Here is a 21,371-nt window from a genome sequence, read left to right on the forward strand (position 1 = left end):
CATCACCACTCCAACTGGGCCCCGGTCTGGTACTCAATCACCCGCGTCTCAAAGAAGTTCTTCTCCTTGCGCATGGTGGCCTGCTCATCCAGCCAGGGCGACACGTTTTTCGCCCCCGGGAACGGCTCTTCCAGGCCCACGGTTCTGGCCCGGCGGTTGGCCACGAAGCGGAACTGTTCGCTGTGGTACTCGGCGGAGTAGCCCAGGATCGGGTCGCGGAGGACGTAATTGGCGTAGGCGGTTTCGGCGGCTTCGGATTCGTCCCACATGTCGCGCACGGCTTTCGGGTCGAGGGTGATGTTTTCTTCTTCCAGGATCTGGTTCACCACTTTCAGGCCGAAGGAGAAGTGCATGGCTTCGTCCCGCAGGATGTACTGCAGCTGTTCGCCGGTGCCGCGCATCAGGCCACGGCGCTGCAGGGCAAAGATGGGGCTGAAGCCGTTGTAGAACCAGGCACCCTCGAACACCGCCGCGAAGAACAGGTAGGACATGATGAATTCCTGCAGGTCGTCCTTGTTGCGCAGGTTCATGTCGGAGCGCATGGCCGCGTCCAGGCGGCGGTTGGCCATCTGGATCTTGCCGTTGATGGCGGGCACCACGCGGTAGCGGTTGTAGATTTCGCTCTGGTCCAGGTTGAGGGTTTCGATGCAGTGCTGGTAGGCCCAGGTGTGCATGGCTTCCTCGTACACCTGGCGTGCCTGATAGATCTGCAGTTCCGGGGCGCTCATTTTATCCATCACCGCCAGGCCGATGTTACGCATGGCGAGGATGTCGGAGGTGGTGAGATACGCCAGCACGTTCTCGTACACGTGCTTTTCCGGCGCAGTCAGGCGGTGGTGATAGTCGTGGACGTCCTGGGCCATGTTGACATCCAGCGGGGTCCAGTGGTTCTTGTTGGCGTTCATGAAGTACTCCCAGGCCCAGGGGTACTTGAACGGCGCCAGCTGGTTGATGTCGGTTTCGCCGTTGATGACGCGTTTGTCGTCAACGTTCACAGGGGCCGGGCCTTCGGGGGTGGCCGGTGTGGTTTGGGGGGTTGGTTCGTCGTCCCAGTTGAGCATGGGTGAATCCTCTCGAAGTCGATATCGGTTTAACTCCCCTCTCCCCTTGCGGGAGAGGGGTTGGGGGAGAGGGGGCCATACATCGGAGCCTGGCGCTCTGCCCCCTCTCCCTGGCCCTCTCCCGCGAGGGGAGAGGGAACGTAACGGTTTGGCTATTGGCAGGCTTCGCAGTCGGGCTCGTCGATGCTGCAGACCTGGGGTTGCGGCGCGGCGACCGGGGCGGTTTTTTCGGCGCCGGTGGCGCCCAGGGAGCGCAGGTAGTAGGTGGTTTTCAGGCCGCGTTCCCAGGCCAGCTGGTACAGGGCATCCAGCTTCTTGCCGCTGGGTTCGGCCATGTACAGGTTGAGGCTCTGGGCCTGGTCGAGCCATTTCTGTCGCCTTGCGGCGGCTTCCACCAGCCATCTTGGGTCAATCTCGAAAGCCGTGGCGTAGCGGGCCTTGAGTTCGTTCGGGATGCGGTCGATCTGCTGCACGCTGCCGTCGAAGTATTTGAGGTCGTTGACCATTACGTTGTCCCACAGGCCTTCGGCCTTGAGGTCCCGCACCAGTGAGGGGTTGACCACGGTGAACTCGCCAGACAGGTTCGATTTCACGAACAGGTTCTGATACGCCGGTTCGATGGACTGGGACACACCCACGATATTGGAGATGGTTGCCGTCGGTGCGATGGCCATGACGTTGCTGTTACGCATGCCGTTCTTCGCGATCAGCTCCCGTACCGGCGTCCAGTCCAGCCGCGCGTTGGTGTTTACGGCCAGATCCCCTTCGCGGCGGGCCTCTTTCAGCAGGTTGATGGAGTCGATGGGCAGGGTGCCCTGGTGCCACAGGGAGCCTTCGTAGGTTTCATAGGCACCGCGTTCGCCGGCCAGGGTGGCCGAGGCGCGGATGGCAAAGTAGCTGAGCTGTTCCATCGCCACGTCAGCGAATTCCACCGCTTCCGGGCTAGTGTACGGCAGGCCGAGTTGATAGAGCGCATCCTGGAAGCCCATCAGGCCCAGACCAACCGGGCGGTGTTTCAGGTTGGAGTTCCGCGCCTGGGGCACGGCGTAGTAGTTGATGTCGATAACGTTATCGAGCATGCGCACCGCAGTGGATACGGTTTGTTCCAGGCGTTGTACGTCCAGCTCACCATCGCGGATATGGGCGGCCAGGTTCACCGAGCCCAGGTTGCACACGGCGATTTCGTCGGCACTGGTGTTGAGGGTGATCTCGGTGCACAGGTTGGAGCTGTGTACCACGCCCTGATGCTGTTGCGGAGAACGCAGGTTGCACGGGTCTTTGAAGGTGATCCACGGGTGGCCGGTCTCGAACAGCACCGTGAGCATCTTGCGCCAGAGCTGTTTGGCGGGGATCTTCTTGAACAGGGTGATCTTGCCCTGCTCCGCCAGCGCCTCGTAGTGCTCGTAACGTTCGCGGAAGGCGTTGCCGTAAAGGTCGTGCAGGTCCGGCACATCGCTGGGGGAGAACAGGGTCCAGTCCCGGTCCTCACGCATGCGCTCGATCAGCAGGTCCGGTACCCAGTTGGCGGTGTTCATGTCGTGGGTGCGGCGGCGCTCGTCGCCGGTGTTCTTGCGCAGCTCCAGGAATTCCTCGATGTCCAGGTGCCAGCTTTCCAGGTAGGCACACACCGCGCCCTTGCGCTTGCCGCCCTGGTTCACCGCCACGGCGGTGTCGTTGACCACTTTCAGGAACGGCACCACGCCCTGGCTCTTGCCGTTGGTGCCCTTGATGTGGGAGCCCAGCGCCCGTACCGGCGTCCAGTCGTTGCCCAGACCGCCGGCCCATTTGGAGAGCATGGCGTTGTCGCGGATGGCACCGTAGATGTCTTCCAGGTCATCACCCACGGTGGTCAGGTAACAGGATGACAGCTGGGAGTGGCGGGTGCCGCTGTTGAACAGCGTGGGGGTGGACGCCATGTAGTCGAAGGACGACAGCAGGTTGTAGAACTCGATAGCGCGTTCGTTGGGGTTGTCCTCCCGCAGCGCCAGGCCCATGGCCACGCGCATGAAGAACACCTGGGGCAACTCCAGGCGGGCGCCGTTCCAGTGCAGGAAGTAGCGGTCGTACAGGGTCTGCAGGCCGAGGAAGCCGAACTGCAGGTCCTGTTCCGGCTTGATAGCCGCGCCCAGGCGTTCCAGGTCGAACGCGGCCAGGGCTTCGTCCAGCAATTCGTACTGGATGCCGGCTTCAATAAACGCACTTAGTGCCTGGGGATAAATCTCCGCCAGCGGCAGGCTGCGGGGCAGGTCCAGCGCGGTGGCGGTTTCCAGCCGCAGCTGTTCCAGCAACAGTCGCGCGGTCACCGCGCTGTAGTCCGGTTCCTGTTCGATGCGGCCACGGGCGGTCATCACCAGTGCCGACAGCACGTCTTCCTCGGCAATGCCGTCATAGAGGTTGCGCAGCGCGTCTTCCACCAGGGATTCACCATCAATGCCGTCCAGCCCGGCGGCCGCCTGTTCCACCTGCAGCTTCATCAGGCCCAGGTCCAGGGGCGCGGTGTCGCCGCTGGCCTTCCTGACGGTCAGGTGCGGGTGAGCTTCAACCGGCTCGTCAATGGCACGCTGGCGGGCGTGCTCTTCCCGGTACAGCACGTAGGCGCGGGCCACTTTCTGTTCCTCGGCCCGCATCAGCGCCAGTTCTACCTGGTCCTGAATGTCCTCGATATGCACCTTGCCACCGGCTTTCAGGCGCCGGCTGATGGCCTGTATCACCTGTTCGGTCACCCGCTTTACGGCATCGTTGATACGGGCGGAACCGGCGGCGTTGTCACCTTCAACGGCCAGGAACGCTTTGGTGACGGCAACACTGATCTTGGATGGATTGAATCCAACGAGGGTGCCGTTACGTTTAATAACCTGAAGGGATTCGGTCTGGTTCTGGGAGGTAGGCTGGGATTCAGCCAGGGCAGAGGCGGACATGTCGGTTCTCCTGAATACGCGTTGGTTTCCATGTCCTTCGCGTATACAGGGATGGCGTCACGAACGTTCCATGCCGTCGCCAACGTGGGCGCCGTACATTCCCTCTCCCGCTAGGGGAGAGGGGAGGAATGAGTTCGGATCCGACCTGCTCACCTTATAAACGCGAAGGTGCAGTTCAGGAGCCTCGGAAGTTTTCCGAGGCTCCGCGTCCCTGGCAGGTCTTCGGACTCAGGGGCGTGAACCGTGTGGTTCGGCCTTGCGTGGCGACTTCCCGGCGGTTGCCAGTGTCATGGTGCCACGCTCGTTCCCCAATACCGCTGCGCGTCAGTTCCGGAGTCTCACCGGATTCCCGATACCGTGAGAGTGTTTACAAAATAAACACTACATCTGGTATTTTACCAAGGATGCTAACACTATATACACGAACCGATACGGCAACAAGGCACTTTTCATTAACACTGCGGTCAACCCCGCAGACACAACACTCAATAACGGAAGCTGTTATGCAAAAACCGGATTCGCTGAAAGCCCTGGCACTGGGTACCGCATTACTGCTCGCCGGCGGGAGTGCCGCTGCGGACAACACCGTCAGGCCATTCTCACAAATGAGCAACCTGGACGATGGCTGGGAGCCGCTGGAATTCCCCAAGATCGATCGCCACACGTCCTACCGTCTGGTTGAGGAAGACGGCACCCAGGTGATCGAAGCGCAAACCAGCAACAGCGCCTCGGGCCTGATCGCCCGCCTGGATATCGACCCCGGGGATTCGCTGACGTTGAAATGGCGATGGAAGGTGTCCAACACCTTTGAAAAAGGCGATGCCCGCCGGAAGTCCGGGGACGACTACCCCGCCCGCATCTACGTGGCGTTCGAGTTTGAACCGGACAAGGCCGGCTGGTTCGAGCGCGCCAAGCGCAAGACCGTGGAGGCCCTGTTTGGCGAAGAGCTACCGGGCAATGCCATCAACTACATCTGGGCTAACCGGTTGGCCACGGGGGAAACCGTGGCCAACCCCTATGCGGAAGAGACCATGATGATCGCGGTCACCTCCGGTGAGGACAAGGCCGGCGAGTGGGTCACCGTGGAAAGGGATATCGTGGCGGATTACCGCACAGCGTTTGGGGATGATCCCCCGCGCCTGCGGGGCGTGGCGATCATGTCGGACTCCGACAACACCGGGGAATCGGCCATCGCCTGGTACGGCGACCTGGAGTTGCACCGATAAGTCATTGTAAAAGGTCTTCGGGGAAACCGGGAATAAAGGACCCGGTATCCGGCATTCGCGCTGGGGGTACTTCGCCCCGTTCCACCAGCCGCAGATAGGCATCATCGAACGCCTCGCGCAGGATGCTGGCCTTCGGATTGGCGAGTGAAAAGAGCCAGGCGCCGTTGCGGGTGCGAACCTCCGACTCCCTCATCAACCGGTCCGAGGGCTCGGTCAGTATCTCGAGCACAGGCTGTCGATAGTCGAGCAGGTAGTCTCCCCGCTTCCGTTTCAGCATATCGATGCCGGAACGGTGGTTGGGCGCTTCGGTGATACGAATATCTTCGTAGGATTGCAGTCTCTCGAGCAAGCCACCGTAGGTATAGCCACCGATAACAATCAACATCTTGCCTCTGAGGTCATCGAGGTGAGTCAGTGGAGGTGTGCCGACAACATACCATGCGCTCAGTTGCACGGGGACCGGGCTTACCCAGCTTTCCAGGACATCGTCCTTGAGCGACGGGATGCCGGTCAGCCCTGGCCAGACATCAATCATGCCGCTTTTCAGGTACAGATAGATGCGCCCTACCGGTAAGTAGACAAAATCCGGCGTGTAACCCGCTTCCTCCGCCACCTTGCGGGTCAGTTCGATAAACAGTCCGGCGGCTTCGCCATCGGCATTCTGGTACTCGATGGGCGGGAATTCGGCGTAGGCGACCTTCAACACGGGCCGGCCGTCATTCGCCCAGGCAAATCCAGCCATCATCAGGGCCGCTGCCACCAACACGGCGACCATGCCCCTCCCCATGACTAACCGGCACCACTGTCTGCCCATAGAGATCATCTTTTTCAAGGTGACTTCCCTAAATGTTAACAGACCCGGCCGGTTATGCACGAAAGCCGATAGGCCCGCGCCCTAGCGCAGGATCACCAGGGGCTTTTCAGCAGTTTTCAGCATATTGGTCGTGGTGCTGCCCACCAGGAACTGGCGGATGCGGGAATGGCCATAGGCACCCATCACCAGCAGGTCAATGCCATGCTCTTCCTGGTAGGCGTGCAGGGTTTTCTCGACATCGCCGGCACGGATGGCCAGGTGTACCTCGCAGCCCAGATCCGCCAGCATGCGCTCGGCTTTTTTCAGCTGTTCCCAGCGGTCATTGGTGTCCGGACCAATCATCACCAGGTGCAGGGGGAAGCCCTTAAACACCGGGCTGTTGGCCAGCAGTTCGACGCCCTTGAACGCGGTCGCGGAGCCATCGAACGCCAGCATGGCGCTGCGGGGTTCGGCGTAGTCGTCCGGCACCAGCATGATCGGGCGATGCACGCTGCGGATCACGGTTTCCAGCTGGCTGCCGATGTGTACGTCCCGGTCGGTGCTGGTTTCACCGTGCAGCCCCATCACCAGCAGGCGGGTTTCGTTTTCAATGGCCAGCAGGGAGTCGGTCAGATCACCGTGGCGCTGACGCTTGATCACATCCTCAACACCGCGGGATTTCACCCGTTCCTCGGCGGCGTTGAGCATGTGGTGGCCCTGCTCCAAGGCCAGCTTGCTGCGCTTCTGATCCAGTTCCGCCAGCTCTTCCATCAGGTGCTCCCGGCTACCCAGGCCGATACTACCCGCCATATCAGTTTCCGCCGGATAACGCTCCTCATTCAGCACATGAAACAGCGTCAGCGGGGCTTCCATGCGCTGGCTGGCCCACGCCGCGTAGTCACACACGGCCAATGCCGCCCTGGAACCATCAATACATCCTACGATCCGGGTCATCGCTACCTCGCTGCCTTGGTTCGGGTTCTTGTTGTCATTGTGCGGGTTTGCATCAGCGCCGCCTTGAGCATAATCAGTAGTCATATCAGTGCCCCATCAGCTGGTCAACTGCATCCGGCTTGTCGTGCACGCCGAAACGGTCAACGATGGTGGCGCTGGCTTCGTTGAGGCCGATAACCTCGACATCCGCCCCTTCACGCCGGAATTTGATGACCACTTTGTCGAGGGCACCCACGGCGGTAATGTCCCAGAAGTGAGCACGGCTGAGGTCGATCACCACCTTGTCCAGGGCTTCCTTGAAATCAAACGAGGCGGTGAACTTCTCGGACGAACTGAAGAAAACCTGGCCAACAACACGATAGGTGCGGGTTTCCCTGGCCTCATCCAGTTCCGAGTCGACGATCATGAAGTGGCCAATCTTGTTGGCAAAGAACAGCGCCGCCAGCAGCACGCCGGCCAGCACCCCGAACGCCAGGTTGTGGGTGGCGACCACGACAATCACCGTCACCACCATCACGATGTTGGTGGACAACGGATGTTCCTTCAGATTGCGGATGGAATCCCAGGAGAAGGTACCGATGGACACCATGATCATCACTGCCACCAGCGCCGCCATGGGGATCTGCACCAGCCAGGCATCCAGTACCAGCACCATCACCAGCAGGAAGACACCGGCCGTCAGCGTGGACAGGCGCGTACGGCCGCCAGACTTGATGTTGATGATGGACTGACCAATCATCGCGCAGCCGGCCATCCCGCCGAGCAGTCCGGAACCGATGTTGGCAATGCCCTGGCCCTTACACTCGCGGTTGCGGTCACTGGTGGTATCGGTGAGATCGTCCACGATGGTGGCGGTCATCATCGATTCCAGCAGACCGACCACCGCCAGCGCCACGGAATACGGCAGGATGATCATCAGGGTGTCCAGGTTCAGAGGCACATCCGGCCACAGGAAGATCGGCAGGGTGTCCGGCAGCTCACCCATATCCCCCACCGTGCGGATATCCAGGTTCAGGAACATCGCCACGGCGGTCAGACCGACAATACAGATCAGCGGGGACGGCAGGATCTTGCCCACCACCGGGATCAGCGGGAACAGGTAGATGATGCACAGACCGGCGGCGGTCATGGCGTAGACGTGCCAGGTGACGTTGGTCAGTTCCGGCAGCTGGGCCATGAAAATCAGGATCGCCAGGGCGTTGACGAAACCGGTCACCACCGAGCGGGAGACAAAGCGCATCAGCCCGCCCAGCTTCAGGTAGCCGGCGCCGATCTGCAGTACACCGGTCAGCAAGGTCGCCGCCAGCAGGTACTCCAGGCCATGTTCTTTCACCAGCGTGACCATCAGCAGCGCCATGGCGCCGGTGGCGGCGGAGATCATGCCCGGGCGTCCGCCCACAAACGCGATGATCACCGCAATACAGAAGGAGGCGTACAGCCCGACCTTGGGGTCCACACCCGCAATGATGGAGAATGCGATGGCTTCGGGAATCAGCGCCAACGCCACCACGATGCCTGCCAGCAGGTCACCGCGAACATTGGAAAGCCAATTGTCTTTTATCGATTTGATCATAAATGTTTCCGGTTAATTCATAACGGCAGAACGACGGCATCCCCGCCCGACACAAAGCCGAGCGGGGAGTATAAAGCCGCAATGTTCAGATGTGATTAATGACCATGTACAGGCCGACGGCGCCCATCACTATCATGTAGGGGAACGCCATCACCACCATCCGGCCGTAGGAAAGCCGCACCAATGGTGAAATGGCGGAAGTCAGCAGGAACAGGAACGCGGCCTGTCCGTTGGGGGTTGCCACACTCGGCAGGTTGGTGCCGGTGTTGATGGCAATGGCCAGGGTCTGGAAGTGGTCGTAGCTGATGCTGCCAGCATCCAGTGCCTGCTTGATCTCGCTGATATAGACGGTGGCAACGAACACGTTGTCACTGATCATTGAAAGCAGGCCGTTGGCGATAAAGAACATGCCCGGTTGCTGCTCCACCGGCAGCGACAGAACATACTCGATAATGGGTTTGAACAGGTGCTGTTCGTGGATCACCGCCACGATGGCGAAGAACACCACCAGCAGTGAGGTGAACGGCAGGGATTCCTGGAATGCCTTGCCGATCTGGTGTTCGTCGGTGATGCCGGTGAACGAGGTGATCAGAATGATCACCAGCAGGCCGATCAGCCCCACCTCCGCCAGATGGAACGCGAGCCCCACCACCAGCACCAGCGCCGCAATGGCCTGAATCCACAACGCGGCCTGATCGGCCTTGGTGCGTTTATTACGCTCGTTGTCGGCAAACTCTTCCAGCACCCGGCGCACCGGTTTTGGCAGACGACCGCCGTAACCGAACCAGCGCAGTTTCTCCAGCAGCCAGCAGGTGGTCAGGCCAGCGAACAACACGGGAATACTGACGGGCGCCATGTGCATGAAGAAGTTGGCGAAATCCCAGCCCACCACCTTGGCAATCAACAGGTTCTGGGGCTCACCGACCATGGTGGCCACACCACCGAGGGCGGTACCGATCGCCCCGTGCATCAACAGGCTGCGCAGGAACGCACGGAAGTTTTCCAGGTCTTCCCGGTGCAGTTCAATTACGTCGTCATCGCTGTTGGCGTTGTGATCCTTGTGCTGGTAGCCCTTACCGGATGCCACCTTGTGGTACACCGAGAAAAAGCCCACCGCCACGCTGATAATCACCGCCGTGACCGTCAGCGCGTCCAGGAAGGCCGACAGCAATGCGGCAGCGCTGCAGAACAGCAACGACAGCGCCGACTTGGAGCGCACACCCACCAGAATCTGGGTGAAGGTCACCAGCAGCAACTCTTTCATGAAGTAGATGCCGGCCACCATGAACATCAGCAGCAAGATCACGGGGAAGTTAGTAAGTACTTCCATATACACCGCGTCCGGCGTGGTGAGGCCGATCAGCAGGGCCTCCACCGCCAGCAGGCCACCCGGCAGCAGCGGGTAACATTTCAGCGCCATCGCCAGGGTAAAGATGAACTCACCGATCAGTAGCCAGCCGGTAACCCCGGGACCAAACACATACAACGAGATAGGGTTGAGGATCAGGAACAGCAGGATGATCTGCTTGTACCAGACCGGCGCCTTGCCAAGAAAGTTGTGGGTAAAACCTGAGATGACCGAAGTAGGCATTACAAAATCTTCTGAGTGATCGGGCGATAACGATAATGCGACAGGCAAGCCGCATCTTCCTTGATATTTGTGTACCGGTCAGTCACCCACAGGTGGTAAATATCCCCACCATTGGTCGTAGTTAACCAGCAGCACAGGTCAGCCGGATGCTAGGGCGGAGTGATCGTCAGAAAGCGTTTGTCGAGGGCGGGCATGGAACAGGTTTCCGGGTGCGCGTGTTGTTTTAGGGGCGCGAATAGTACCAGAAAAATGAATTGAGGGTAACCTGGGATTCTCCCCGGCCACCCTCGCCGTTCCCGGACCGCAATCAGAAAAACGCCTGGATGCCGGTCTGAGCGCGACCCAGGATAAGCGCATGCACATCGTGCGTGCCCTCATAGGTGTTGACCACCTCCAGGTTCACCAGATGGCGGGCCACACCGAATTCGTCACTGATGCCATTGCCCCCCAGCATGTCCCGGGCCAGACGGGCGATGTCCAGTGCCCTGCCGCAGGAATTACGCTTCATGATCGAGGTAATTTCCACTGCCGCCGTATCTTCATCCTTCATCCGTCCCAGACGCAGGCAGCCCTGCAGTGCCAGGGTGATGTCGGTCTGCATGTCCGCCAGCTTCTTCTGGATCAACTGGTTGGCGGCCAGCGGACGGCCAAACTGCTTGCGATCCAGCACGTACTGACGGGCGGTATGCCAGCAATCTTCGGCGGCGCCCAGCGCGCCCCATGCAATACCGTAGCGGGCGGAATTCAGGCAGGTGAACGGGCCCTTGAGACCACTCACCTCCGGAAAGGCGTTTTCCTCCGGTACGAACACGCCGTCCATCACGATTTCACCGGTGATCGAGGCACGCAGGCCCACTTTGCCGTGAATGGCCGGGGCGCTCAGGCCTTCCCACCCCTTCTCCAGGACAAAGCCGCGAATCCGCCCCTCATCATCCTTGGCCCAGACCACAAAGACGTCGGCAATGGGACTGTTGGTGATCCACATCTTGTTGCCGGACAGGCGATAACCACCGTCGACCTTGCGCGCGCGGGTTACCATGCCGCCAGGATCGGAGCCGTGGTCCGGCTCGGTCAGGCCGAAGCAGCCAATCCACTCTCCGCTGGCCAGTCGGGGCAGATATTTCTGCCGGGTTTCCTCGTTACCGAACTCGTAGATAGGCACCATCACCAGGGACGACTGCACACTCATCATCGATCGGTAACCGGAATCGACCCGCTCCACTTCGCGTGCAATCAAGCCGTAACAGACGTTGTTAAGGCCACTGCCGCCATATTCCGTGGGAATGGTGGCACCGAGCAGGCCGGTTTCTCCCATCTCCCGGAAGATGGCGGGATCGGTCTGCTCCTTGCGGAACGCTTCCAGCACCCGGGGTCTGAGCTTGTCCCGGGCAAACTGCCGGGCACTGTCGCGTACCATGCGCTCGTCCTCGGTCAGTTGCTGATCCAGCAACAGCGGATCTTCCCAGTTGAAACTTGCGGTGTTTGCCATGATATCTACCTCTTCTCGTTACTCTTTGTCGTCAAGCCGCATCAATGCGTCAGTTGTGGTTGGCCCTGCCGGGAACGTCCAGCAACGCCGAATAGTCTCCGAGGTGAAAATCATCGTCCCCGAACTGGTGGATCAGCATCACCAGGCGTTTGGCATGGTGAGCAAGCGCATACTCCCAGGTCATACCAATGCCGCCATGAAGCTGGATCGCCTGCTCGGCAATCATTTGTGACGCCCGGGCCGTGATGAACTTGGCCGCCGTGAGTTTGCGGCTACGTTCCCCGGAATCCGGATCATCCGCGACGCAGGCAGCGAGAATGGTCATTGAAGTTGCCAGTTCCAGCTCGCCGCGAATGTCCGCCATGCGATGCTGTAACACCTGGAACCCGCCGATGGGGCCGCCGAACTGCTGGCGAGTCTTGAGATAGTCCAGGGTCAGCCGAAAAGCTTCTTCCATGCTGCCCAGGGCCTCGGCACATTGTGCCGCCATTGCCCTTCCGCGCTGGTAATGCAGTGCCGACAGGGCGCTTCCGGGATGTCCCAGCAAGTCATCAGCTTCTACGTAGATATCTTCCAGCAAAAGGTCACAGGCTTGGGGGCCATCGGCGCAGGGATAGCCGATGCGCGATACCCCTTCGGATTTGGGATCAAGGATAAACAGACTGACGCCCTCAGTGCCGTCAATATGAGCGGTCACCAACAGATATCGTGCCCGTTCGCCGCCAATGACCACGCGTTTGCGGCCGTTCAGGCGCCAGCCCCGCTCACAGGGCGTGGCACGGCACTCAATCCGATCGACGTGGTAATGACTGCCCGCCTCTTCGTCCGCCACCGCCAGACGGCAATCGCCAGCAGCCACGGCGGGCAAAATGCGCTGACACTGGTCGGGAGAACCCAGTTGCTGAACCAGGCCCGCGCCATAAATCTGCGAGTGCAGATACGATTCAAGGCATAAGCTCCGGCCGAGCTCCTTCATCACCACCATGTTTTCCACACCGCTACCGCCAAAGCCATCGTAGGCCTGAGCAATAGGCACCGAGGTAATCCCGAGTTCCGACAGCTGACGCCAAAACTCCGGACTGTCACCGGTGTCGCTGCGGTAAAACGCTTCCCGTTGTTCGAACCCATAGGTATTACGCACCAGGCGCTGTACGGTATCCGAGAGCATTTGCTGCTCTTCGTTCAGATTGAAATCCATGGTGCCTCCTACAGTTCCAGAAGCCGTTTGGCGATGATGTTTTTCTGTATCTCGTTGGAGCCGCCGTAAATCGATAGCTTGCGCAAATTGAAGTACTGGCTGGCCGGCGCGGCGCTGTAATCACGGTAAAGCGGCTCGTCGTCAAAACCGGCGTTGAGTTCTTCCTCAAGGAACGGCAGGGCGTTGGGTCCCAGCGCCTTGCGTGCCAGGTCGCTGATGGCCTGGCGAATTTCCGAGCCCTGGATTTTCAGCAATGAACTTTCCGCACCAGGGACACCACCGTCCCTGGTGGAGGCGAGGATTCTCAGGGTGCTCATTTCCACCGCCATCAGGCGCATTTCCACCTCGGCAATGCGGGCCCGGAACAGGGGTTCGTCAATCAACGGCCGGCCAGCCACCGTCTCGGCGCTCGCAATCTGCTTAAGGTGAACCAGCGCCGCTTTCGACAGCCCAATACCGGCCTGACCGGTACGCTCGTGGCTAAGCAGGTACTTGGCACAGGTCCAGCCTCGGTTTTCCTCCCCTATCAGGTTGCCTACCGGCACCCGCACGTTGTCGAAGAACACCTCGTTGACTTCGTGCTCGCCATCCAGGGTGATAATCGGTCGCACGGTGATGCCGGGGCTGTCCATATCGATCAGCAGGAAGGAGATGCCCTCCTGCTTCCTGGCGGAGGTATCGGTTCTCACCAGACAGAAGATCCGGTTGGCATGCTGCCCCAGGGTGGTCCAGGTTTTCTGACCATTGACCACGTAATGGTCGCCGTCCCGTTCGGCGCGTGTTTTCAGCCCGGCCAGATCGGAGCCAGCACCGGGTTCGGAATAGCCCTGACACCACCAGTCCTCGCCGGACAGAATGCGCGGCAGGTACCAGGATTTCTGGGCTTCGCTGCCAAAACGAATGATGACTGGCGCCACCATGTTTACGCCAAAGGAGATGATTCGGGGCGCACCGAACGCCGCACACTCTTCCTCGAAAATGTGTTTTTGCACCACCGTCCAGCCGGTACCTCCATACGCTTCCGGCCAGTTGACTGCGTACCAGCCCCGACGGTTGAGAATCCGCTGCCAGTGCAGATGATCTTCTTTCGTCAATCGCCGGCCCAGCCGGACCCTGCTGGCAATATCCGCCGGCAGGTTACTGGTCAGAAATGCCCTCACTTCGTCGCGAAAGGCCTGCTCCTCGGGAGTGAAATGAATATCCATAACCTGTCCTCTGATCACTGAGCCATTACCGCTAGCGATGGCTCCACACGGGTTTGCGCTTCTCAAGGAAGGCGGTCATGCCTTCCTTCTGGTCCTCACTGGCAAAGCTGGCGTGGATCAACCGCCGCTCCAGGTGGACCCCTTGCTGCAATGAGGTTTCAAAGGCGTGGTTGATGGCCTCCTTGTTGAGCATGGTTGCCATCAGGGAATGGCTGGCGATTTCAGCGGCAACCGCCATGGCCTCATCCAGCAGGCGCTCGGCCGGGACAATCCGGCTCACCAGCCCGCTACGCTCTGCTTCTTCGGCATCCATGGTGCGCCCGGTCAGGCACAGGTCCATGGCCTTGGCCTTACCCACCGCGCGGGCCAGTCTTTGGGTGCCACCGGCGCCCGGCAAGGTGCCGACTTTTACCTCCGGTTGCCCGAAGCGGGCATTGTCCGCCGCGATCAACAGGTCACACATCATCGCCAGTTCGCAGCCGCCGCCGAGGGCCAGCCCGGCCACAGCCGCAATCACCGGTTTGCGGCAACGGGTCAGCTGTTCCCAGTTGGCGGTGACAAAACCTTCCCGATAAGCCTCGGAGAACGTCAGCGGCTGCACTTCGGATATATCCGCTCCCGCGGCGAAGGCCCGGTCATTACCGGTGATCACAATCGCGCGGATGGCGTCTTCTTGCTCCAGAGCCCTGAGAGCATCCGACAATTCGGTCATCAGAGCGTTATTGAGGGCGTTGAGAACCTCCGGCCGGTTCAGCCGGACCAACGCCACCGGACCCTGCCTTTCTAGCAATATATTGTTATACATCATAACCATCTCCACGAAGAAATTCGCCATTCACTCCTTAAAAAGCCCTATTGGAACGACAACCAGTCTAGACCCCAAAAATATTTAAGGCAACATGTTGACATATTATTTTGGGTGGGCGTATCTTGAAATGGAGCAATGACCTGCACCGATCAGGTCAACCAACAACAAACACAGCGCACACAACAGGTGAATGACATGGATACTGGCATTACGCCCCAACCGGAACGTCGCTCCGCCATGGTCAAGAGCGGAGCCTGGAACGACAAGATCATTACCCAATACCTGGACAACGCCGTCGCCGCGACGCCCGACCGCACCGCCATTGTTGGCTACCGGGTGACTGACGACACGCGCGAGTCCCTGAGCTACCGGGAATTGAACGACACTGTCACTCGAATGGCCGCAGGTCTCGCCGCCATGGGTATCGAAAAAGACGATGTCGTGGCCTGCCAGCTACCGAACTGGTGGCAGACCATCGCCCTGCACCTGGCGTGCATGCGCATTGGCGCCATCCTCAACCCGTTGATGCCGATCTTTCGTGAGCGGGAACTGCGTTTCATGCTGGCCCATGGCGACGCCAAACTACTGGTGATCCCCAAGGTCTTCCGGGGTTTCGACTACGAAGCCATGGTGGACGCGCTTGTGGAGGAACTGCCGGAGCTGAAGACTGTACTGGTGATTGACGGTGAGGGTGAGCGCAGTTTCGAGCAGCGGTTGCTGAATACCGCCTGGGAAAAGGACACGGATACCGAAGCCCTGTTCCGCGACCGCCAGCCCACCGCCGACGATGTCATCCAGATTCTCTATACCTCCGGCACCACCGGCGAGCCCAAGGGGGTGATGCACACCTCCAATACCCTGTTCTCCAACGTCCGCCCCTACGCCGACCGGTTACACCTGACCCCGGATGACTCGATACTGATGGCCTCGCCCCTGGCACATCAGACCGGCTTCCTCTATGGCGTGATGATGCCGGTGTACCTGGGCACCACGGTGGTGCTGCAGGATATATGGGACGCGGAGTATGTGGCCCGGGTAATCGCCGCCGAGAAACCGGCCTTCACCATGGCCGCTACGCCGTTCCTTGCGGACCTCATCAAGATTGCCCCGCAACACGAGGGCGAACTGGATTCCCTGCGTATTTTCGTCTCCGCCGGCGCGCCCATCCCCAGTGCTTTGGTGGAACAGGCTGGCAAGACCCTGAAAGCGAAAATCGTGTCCGCCTGGGGCATGACCGAAAACGGCGCAGTCACCATGACCTGCCCGGAAGACCCGGCCGAACGCGCCAGTCAGTCCGATGGCAAGGCGCTGCCCTGGATGGACGTGAAAGTGGCCGATTTCCAGGGCAACGCCCTGCCTGCCGGTGAAGAAGGCAATCTGCTGGTGCGCGGCGCCAGCCTGTTCGTGGGTTACCTCAAGCGTCCGGAACTCTACGGCGTGGATGACGACGGCTGGTTCGGCACCGGCGACCTCGCCCGCATGGACCCGAACGGCTACATCCGCATTACCGGTCGCACCAAGGACGTAGTGATCCGTGGCGGCGAGAACATTCCGGTGGTTGAGGTGGAGAACCTGCTCTACAAATACCCCGGCATTGCCGATGTGGCACTGGTGGGCTGCCCCGACGATCGCCTCGGAGAGCGCCTGTGCGCCTACATCACCCTCGACGACAGCGTGCCCGATGTCAGCCTTGAGGAGATCAAGGAACACCTGGTCAAACACCAGCTCTCCAAAAACTACCTGCCGGAATACCTGGAAGTGATCGAGGCCATGCCCCGCACACCATCCGGCAAGATCCAGAAATTCAAACTGCGGGAGCAGGCCAAAACCATCCGCCTGGAACCGGCAAAGCGCGCCTGATCCGAACGAACCCGCTACAGCAACAGGAGCACATCATCATGAAAGGCCTTAACGGAAAAACCGTCATCATTACCGGCGGCGGGGGCGGCATCGGCCGTGCCGTCAGCCTGCGCTTTGCTGAAGAAGGCAGCCTGGTCGCCGTCCTGGATCGTGACGAAAATGCGGCCCGCGCCACCGTGGACCTGATCAGCGAAGCCGGCGGCAAGGCCCACGCCTACGCCGCCGACATCACCGATTACGCCGCCATTACCGACACCGTGGCCGCCATCGAGAATGATCTGGGCACTCCCACGGTGTTGGTCAACAACGCCGGTTTCGACCGCTTCATGCCGTTCCTGAAAACCGAGCCCAAACTCTGGGAGCAGTTGATTGCAGTCAACCTCACTGGCGCCCTGAACATGCACCACGTGGTACTGCCGAAAATGATCAGCGCCGGCGGTGGCAAGGTCATCAACATTGCCTCCGACGCCGCCCGGGTGGGTTCCTCCGGCGAATCCGTCTACGCCGCCTGCAAGGCCGGTCTGGTGGGCTTCAGCAAGACCGTGGCGCGGGAACTGGCCACCAAAAATGTATGCCTGAATGTGGTCTGCCCCGGGCCTACCGACACCGCGCTGCTCAAGGGGGTGGCGGAAACCGCCTCCAACCCGGAAAAGCTGCTGGAAGCCTTCCGCAACGCCGTGCCCATGAAGCGCCTGGCCCAGCCGGAAGACTACCCAGGCATCATCGCGCTGCTCGCCAGTGACGACGCCAATTTCATTACCGGGCAGGTCATCAGTGTGTCCGGCGGCCTGACCATGGCCGGTTAAACCGACAACTTTGCGAATACGGAGAACCATCATGAACTACGAAGACATCCTCTACGACGAAACCAACGGTGTTGCCACCATCACCATCAACCGCCCGGAGCGCTACAACGCCTTCCGTGGCCAGACCTGCATGGAACTGCTGGACGCCTTCAACCGCGCCGGCTGGAACAAGGACATCGGCGTCATCGTGTTCACCGGCGCCGGCGACAAAGCCTTCTGCACCGGCGGCGACCAGGGTGCCCACGAAGGCCAGTACGACGGCCGCGGCCTGATCGGCCTGCCGGTGGAAGAGCTGCAGCGCACCATCCGCGAAGTGCCCAAGCCGGTGATCGCGCGGGTCAACGGCTTCGCCATCGGCGGCGGCCATGTGCTGCATGTGATCTGCGACCTGACCATTGCCTCGGAAACCGCCGTGTTCGGTCAGGTGGGACCGAAAGTGGGTTCCGTCGACCCCGGCTTCGGTACTGCCTACCTGGCGCGGGTGGTGGGCGAGAAACGCGCCCGCGAGATCTGGTACCTGTGCCGCAAGTATTCCGCACAGCAGGCCCTCGAGTGGGGGCTGGCCAACGCAGTGGTGCCGCCGGAGCAACTGGACGAGGAAGTGCAGAAGTGGTGCGACGAAATCCTGGAAAAGAGCCCCACCGCCCTGACCATCGCCAAGCGCTCGTTCAACGCCGACAGCGACAACATCGCCGGCATTGGCGCCCTCGGCATGCAGGCCCTGAGCCTGTACTACGACACCGAGGAATCCAAAGAGGGCGTCAACGCCTTCAAGGAAAAGCGCAAGCCGGACTTCCGGAAATTCTACAAGTAAGCAAACCGACCCGAGGCCTTTCGCCGCCGGGTCACTGACAGCGCCCGGAGAACACCATGAATTTCGCATTTAATGAAGAACAGAACGCGATCCGCGAGGTCGTGGCCCGCTTCAGCGCCGAGGTGCTGGCTCCGGGCTATCGCAAGCGGGATCGCGAAGGGATCATCGAGAAGGATGTCATCCGCCAGCTCGGCGATATGGGTCTGCTCGGCGGCGAGCTGCCCGAGGCATTCGGCGGCAGCGGTATGGACTGCGTCACCAGCGGCCTGATCATTGAGGAAATCTCCAAGGGGGATTTCAACGTCGGCTACATTCCCCTGCTGACCTCCCTGAACGGACAGATCATCGCCAGCCACGCCGCGCCGGATCTCGCGCGGGAGTGGCTGCACGGCATGACCACCGGCCAGAAGGTGGCCTGCATCGCCCTGACCGAGCCCCACGGTGGCTCCGACGCCGCCAACCTGCGCCTGAAGGCGGAGAACAAGGGTGACATTTACGTGCTGAACGGCGAAAAGACGTCTATCTCCATGGCCGATCAGGCGGATGTGGCCGTGGTGTTCGCCCGCACCGGCACGGTGGAGCAACGCGCGTCCGGTATCAGTGCGTTCCTGGTACCGATGGACAGCCCGGGCATCACCACCACCCGCTTTGAGGATAACGGCCAGCGCGCCATCGGCCGCGGCTCCATCTTCTTCGACAACGTGGAAGTGCCAGCCGGCAACATCATGGGCGACGAGGGCAAAGGCTTCAAACAGGTCATGCAGGGCTTCGACTACAGCCGCGCGCTGATCGGCCTGCAGTGCCTGGCGGTGGCCCAGCAATCCCTGGATGAAACCTGGCAGTGGCTGACCGAGCGCACCGCCTTCGGTCAGAACCTGGCCGCCTTCCAGGGCCTGACTCATCCGCTGGCGGAATACCAGACCTACGTTCATGCCGCACGCATGCAGTGCTACCATGCACTCTGGCTAAAGGACAACAACCTACCCCACAATGCAGAAGCGGCGATGAACAAGTGGTGGGGACCCAAGCTGGCGTTCGACGTGGTCAAACAGTGTCTGCTTGCCCACGGCCACACCGGTTATGGCGAAGATCTGCCCTTTGCCCAGCGTCTGCGTGATGTCATGGGTCTGCAAATAGGTGACGGCACCGCGCAGATCATGAAAAATATTATCGCACGCGAGTACCTACCGAAGTGATGCGCCCCCTGTCCTCCGCGATTCGGGGTGCTGAGACAGGAGCACACATGATCGTCAACGAATCCGGAGGCATTCCGAATCGGCTGTTCTTCCGCCTGTTCCAGACCGGAAACATCCTGCAGCGGCAGGTTCAGAATGAAATGGGCATCAGCGCCGTGCAGTGGGCGGTGCTGGGGGCACTGTCCCGGGAAGGATTTGAAGACGGCACGTCGTTCAACCAGCTCAAGGAATACCTGTACGTCAGCCGCCAGAATCTGGATGGCGTACTCAAACGCATGGAGCGGGATGGCCATGTGGTGCGGATACCCGACCCCAGCGACGGCCGGGCGCGGCTGGTGAAACTGACCGACAGCGGCCGGGTTTACTGGAACAACCTGCAGGACACCATTGCCGAGTTCTATCAACAGGCCCTGCAAGGCATGAGTTTCGACGATGGCGTCAGCCTGCTGCACCTGTTGAAGAAGCTGCAACAGGACATGACGGCGATTTCGCTGAACACTGGCAAACCCGGCGCCTCAGGCACTGCCTGAGGAAGACCTTTCCACCGCATCCGCCAGCATCTCGGCAGTAATCGCCGACAGGGTCCAGCCCAGATGGCCGTGCCCGGTGTTGTAGAACACCGTTGGCAGCCGCCCCGCCCCGACTCGCGGCATCATATTGGGTAACATGGGGCGCAGCCCCGCCCAAGGCACTACCCGTCGGGTGCAGACCCCGGGGAAACACTGCTCCACCCAGCGGGTCAGCGGCCGGATCCGGTCATCGCGGATATCGCGATTGTAGCCGCTGAATTCCGCGGTACCGGCAACACGGAAGCGACCATCACCGAGCCGGCTGGTGACGATCTTGGTGGCATCGTCCAGCAGGCTGACGGTGGGTGCTGATTTGCGCGACTCCTCGTCATCCAGTTCCACGGTGATGGAATAGCCTTTGACCGGATAGATGTTGACCCGGTCCCCCAGCTTCGCCGCCAGCGCCCGGCTGCCAACGCCAGCACAAATCACCACGCCATCAAAGGTGTCGCGGTGTTGCTGTTCGCCATCGTAGGCCGTCACCCAGGCGTGCTTCTGGTCCGCGCTGAGTTCGGTGACGGTGTGTCCGTAGCAGGTTTTGACGCCCAGACGCAGGATCGCGTCGGCCAGACCGTTGGTGAACTTGTGGATATCACCGGTGGAATCGCTCTCGGTATAGAAACCGCCGTAGTAGGTGCCCGCCAGCGTGGGTTCAATGGCGCGCATTTCGTCCGGGGTCACCGCCCGGCGCTCAAGACCGCCGGCAGCCAGCAGTTTTGAGACGTTCGCCGCGTGGTCGAAGCCCGCCTTGTCACGATAGATATGCAGGATGCCCTGCTTTTTCAGGTCAAAATCGATGCCTTCTTCCTGGGCCCAGTTGAACAGATACTCCCGGGCGGCGATCGCCAGACGGGCGGTTTCCGTGGTGTTTTTTTCGTACTGGGGAATCGCGGCAATAAACTCGGCAAACCAGCTCAGTTTGTGCCAGGAAGGCTTCGGATTGACCAGCAGCGGCGCATCCCGGCGGGACATCCACTTGATGCCCTTGATCACCGTCTGCCAGTTATTCCAGACCTCGGCATTAGAAGCTGACAGTTGGCCACCGTTGGCGAAGGAGGTTTCCATCGCGGCGTAACGGTGTTTTTCGTAAACGGTGACATCCAGGCCGCGCTTGGCCAGCGTGTAGGCAGTAGTGATACCGGTGATACCGCCGCCGATAACCGCAACTCTCTTCATAACACTCTCCAGAGCACTTTCCGCGAGGCGTCAAGGGATCCCTTTCTACACAGAGCGGTAGAAAGCACCCCTTCCGTCACGGAACCTGAGAGATTCACGCACCGTTTCAATGATACCGGCGGTTTGCTCCTTCG

17 protein-coding genes and 1 riboswitch are annotated in these 21,371 nt (G+C 60.5%); of the genes, 6 read left to right on the forward strand and 11 right to left on the reverse strand.

Translation table 11 applies throughout. The annotated features are described in order from the left end of the window. Window positions 1-2 precede the first annotated feature (2 nt). Window positions 3-1,061, reverse strand: a complete 1,059-nt coding sequence (locus EHN06_RS20125; protein ID WP_127334245.1) for a ribonucleotide-diphosphate reductase subunit beta — start codon at window positions 1,059-1,061, stop codon at window positions 3-5. Between the two features lie 152 nt (window positions 1,062-1,213). Next, window positions 1,214-3,979: a ribonucleoside-diphosphate reductase subunit alpha gene (locus EHN06_RS20130; protein WP_127334246.1), complete on the reverse strand. Its 2,766-nt coding sequence runs from the start codon at window positions 3,977-3,979 to the stop codon at window positions 1,214-1,216. A 195-nt stretch (window positions 3,980-4,174) separates the two neighbouring features. Continuing rightward, window positions 4,175-4,380: riboswitch (cobalamin riboswitch) on the reverse strand. 204 nt (window positions 4,381-4,584) lie between these two features. Between EHN06_RS20130 and EHN06_RS20135 the strand changes: the two genes are divergently transcribed. Then, window positions 4,585-5,205, forward strand: coding sequence for a DUF3047 domain-containing protein (locus EHN06_RS20135; protein WP_228257502.1), 621 nt, complete (start codon window positions 4,585-4,587; stop codon window positions 5,203-5,205). A 1-nt stretch (window position 5,206) separates the two neighbouring features. Here EHN06_RS20135 and EHN06_RS20140 read toward each other — a convergent pair whose 3' ends face one another. The 8 genes from EHN06_RS20140 to EHN06_RS20175 all read right to left on the reverse strand — a co-directional run bounded on the left by EHN06_RS20140 (window position 5,207) and on the right by EHN06_RS20175 (window position 14,816). Beyond that, a complete protein-coding gene (locus EHN06_RS20140; RefSeq protein ID WP_127334534.1) occupies window positions 5,207-6,028 on the reverse strand; it encodes a substrate-binding periplasmic protein in 822 nt (273 codons plus the stop codon). Between the two features lie 72 nt (window positions 6,029-6,100). After that, a complete protein-coding gene (locus EHN06_RS20145; RefSeq protein WP_127334535.1) occupies window positions 6,101-6,952 on the reverse strand; it encodes a universal stress protein in 852 nt (283 codons plus the stop codon). Window positions 6,953-7,037: 85 nt separating this feature from the next. Then, entirely contained in the window at window positions 7,038-8,525 is a 1,488-nt protein-coding gene (locus tag EHN06_RS20150; RefSeq protein WP_127334248.1) for a SulP family inorganic anion transporter, read from the reverse strand. 85 nt (window positions 8,526-8,610) lie between these two features. After that, on the reverse strand, window positions 8,611-10,116 hold the full coding sequence (gene nhaB / locus EHN06_RS20155; RefSeq protein ID WP_127334249.1) for a sodium/proton antiporter NhaB: 1,506 nt from the start codon (window positions 10,114-10,116) through the stop codon (window positions 8,611-8,613). A 307-nt stretch (window positions 10,117-10,423) separates the two neighbouring features. After that, entirely contained in the window at window positions 10,424-11,605 is a 1,182-nt protein-coding gene (locus tag EHN06_RS20160; RefSeq protein WP_127334250.1) for an acyl-CoA dehydrogenase, read from the reverse strand. 49 nt (window positions 11,606-11,654) lie between these two features. After that, window positions 11,655-12,803, reverse strand: a complete 1,149-nt coding sequence (locus EHN06_RS20165) for an acyl-CoA dehydrogenase family protein (RefSeq protein WP_127334251.1) — start codon at window positions 12,801-12,803, stop codon at window positions 11,655-11,657. A gap of 8 nt (window positions 12,804-12,811) precedes the next feature. Then, the gene (locus EHN06_RS20170; protein ID WP_127334252.1) at window positions 12,812-14,008 is read right to left on the reverse strand and encodes an acyl-CoA dehydrogenase family protein; all 1,197 of its coding nucleotides are present in this window, start codon (window positions 14,006-14,008) and stop codon (window positions 12,812-12,814) included. 31 nt (window positions 14,009-14,039) lie between these two features. Continuing rightward, window positions 14,040-14,816, reverse strand: coding sequence for an enoyl-CoA hydratase (locus EHN06_RS20175; RefSeq protein WP_127334253.1), 777 nt, complete (start codon window positions 14,814-14,816; stop codon window positions 14,040-14,042). Window positions 14,817-15,011: 195 nt separating this feature from the next. Between EHN06_RS20175 and EHN06_RS20180 the strand changes: the two genes are divergently transcribed. Genes EHN06_RS20180 through EHN06_RS20200 form a run of 5 tightly spaced genes read left to right on the forward strand, consistent with a single transcriptional unit; the run spans window position 15,012 to window position 20,022 of the window. Continuing rightward, the gene (locus EHN06_RS20180) at window positions 15,012-16,676 is read left to right on the forward strand and encodes an AMP-binding protein (RefSeq protein WP_127334254.1); all 1,665 of its coding nucleotides are present in this window, start codon (window positions 15,012-15,014) and stop codon (window positions 16,674-16,676) included. Window positions 16,677-16,714: 38 nt separating this feature from the next. After that, a complete protein-coding gene (locus EHN06_RS20185) occupies window positions 16,715-17,482 on the forward strand; it encodes an SDR family NAD(P)-dependent oxidoreductase (protein WP_127334255.1) in 768 nt (255 codons plus the stop codon). A gap of 31 nt (window positions 17,483-17,513) precedes the next feature. Next, window positions 17,514-18,296: an enoyl-CoA hydratase-related protein gene (locus EHN06_RS20190; protein WP_127334536.1), complete on the forward strand. Its 783-nt coding sequence runs from the start codon at window positions 17,514-17,516 to the stop codon at window positions 18,294-18,296. A gap of 56 nt (window positions 18,297-18,352) precedes the next feature. Next, entirely contained in the window at window positions 18,353-19,492 is a 1,140-nt protein-coding gene (aliB, locus tag EHN06_RS20195; RefSeq protein ID WP_127334256.1) for a cyclohexanecarboxyl-CoA dehydrogenase, read from the forward strand. Between the two features lie 47 nt (window positions 19,493-19,539). Then, on the forward strand, window positions 19,540-20,022 hold the full coding sequence (locus EHN06_RS20200; protein WP_127334257.1) for a MarR family winged helix-turn-helix transcriptional regulator: 483 nt from the start codon (window positions 19,540-19,542) through the stop codon (window positions 20,020-20,022). On the opposite strand, the gene EHN06_RS20205 is transcribed toward EHN06_RS20200, so the two are convergent. Continuing rightward, the gene (locus EHN06_RS20205) at window positions 20,008-21,237 is read right to left on the reverse strand and encodes a D-amino acid dehydrogenase (RefSeq protein ID WP_127334258.1); all 1,230 of its coding nucleotides are present in this window, start codon (window positions 21,235-21,237) and stop codon (window positions 20,008-20,010) included. The two genes, EHN06_RS20200 and EHN06_RS20205, sit on opposite strands and share 15 nt — an antisense overlap. Between the last annotated feature and the right edge of the window lie 134 nt (window positions 21,238-21,371).

Origin of the sequence: Marinobacter sp. NP-4(2019) (assembly GCF_003994855.1) — a bacterium.
Taxonomy (GTDB): domain Bacteria; phylum Pseudomonadota; class Gammaproteobacteria; order Pseudomonadales; family Oleiphilaceae; genus Marinobacter.

Coding starts and splice junctions, on each gene's coding strand:
- EHN06_RS20125 (WP_127334245.1), bottom strand. CDS start 1,061: ATGCTCAACTGGGACGACGAACCAACCCCCCAAACCACACCGGCCACC.
- EHN06_RS20130 (WP_127334246.1), bottom strand. CDS start 3,979: ATGTCCGCCTCTGCCCTGGCTGAATCCCAGCCTACCTCCCAGAACCAG.
- EHN06_RS20135 (WP_228257502.1), top strand. CDS start 4,585: ATGAGCAACCTGGACGATGGCTGGGAGCCGCTGGAATTCCCCAAGATC.
- EHN06_RS20140 (WP_127334534.1), bottom strand. CDS start 6,028: ATGATCTCTATGGGCAGACAGTGGTGCCGGTTAGTCATGGGGAGGGGC.
- EHN06_RS20145 (WP_127334535.1), bottom strand. CDS start 6,952: ATGACCCGGATCGTAGGATGTATTGATGGTTCCAGGGCGGCATTGGCC.
- EHN06_RS20150 (WP_127334248.1), bottom strand. CDS start 8,525: ATGATCAAATCGATAAAAGACAATTGGCTTTCCAATGTTCGCGGTGAC.
- nhaB (WP_127334249.1), bottom strand. CDS start 10,116: ATGCCTACTTCGGTCATCTCAGGTTTTACCCACAACTTTCTTGGCAAG.
- EHN06_RS20160 (WP_127334250.1), bottom strand. CDS start 11,605: ATGGCAAACACCGCAAGTTTCAACTGGGAAGATCCGCTGTTGCTGGAT.
- EHN06_RS20165 (WP_127334251.1), bottom strand. CDS start 12,803: ATGGATTTCAATCTGAACGAAGAGCAGCAAATGCTCTCGGATACCGTA.
- EHN06_RS20170 (WP_127334252.1), bottom strand. CDS start 14,008: ATGGATATTCATTTCACTCCCGAGGAGCAGGCCTTTCGCGACGAAGTG.
- EHN06_RS20175 (WP_127334253.1), bottom strand. CDS start 14,816: ATGATGTATAACAATATATTGCTAGAAAGGCAGGGTCCGGTGGCGTTG.
- EHN06_RS20180 (WP_127334254.1), top strand. CDS start 15,012: ATGGATACTGGCATTACGCCCCAACCGGAACGTCGCTCCGCCATGGTC.
- EHN06_RS20185 (WP_127334255.1), top strand. CDS start 16,715: ATGAAAGGCCTTAACGGAAAAACCGTCATCATTACCGGCGGCGGGGGC.
- EHN06_RS20190 (WP_127334536.1), top strand. CDS start 17,514: ATGAACTACGAAGACATCCTCTACGACGAAACCAACGGTGTTGCCACC.
- aliB (WP_127334256.1), top strand. CDS start 18,353: ATGAATTTCGCATTTAATGAAGAACAGAACGCGATCCGCGAGGTCGTG.
- EHN06_RS20200 (WP_127334257.1), top strand. CDS start 19,540: ATGATCGTCAACGAATCCGGAGGCATTCCGAATCGGCTGTTCTTCCGC.
- EHN06_RS20205 (WP_127334258.1), bottom strand. CDS start 21,237: ATGAAGAGAGTTGCGGTTATCGGCGGCGGTATCACCGGTATCACTACT.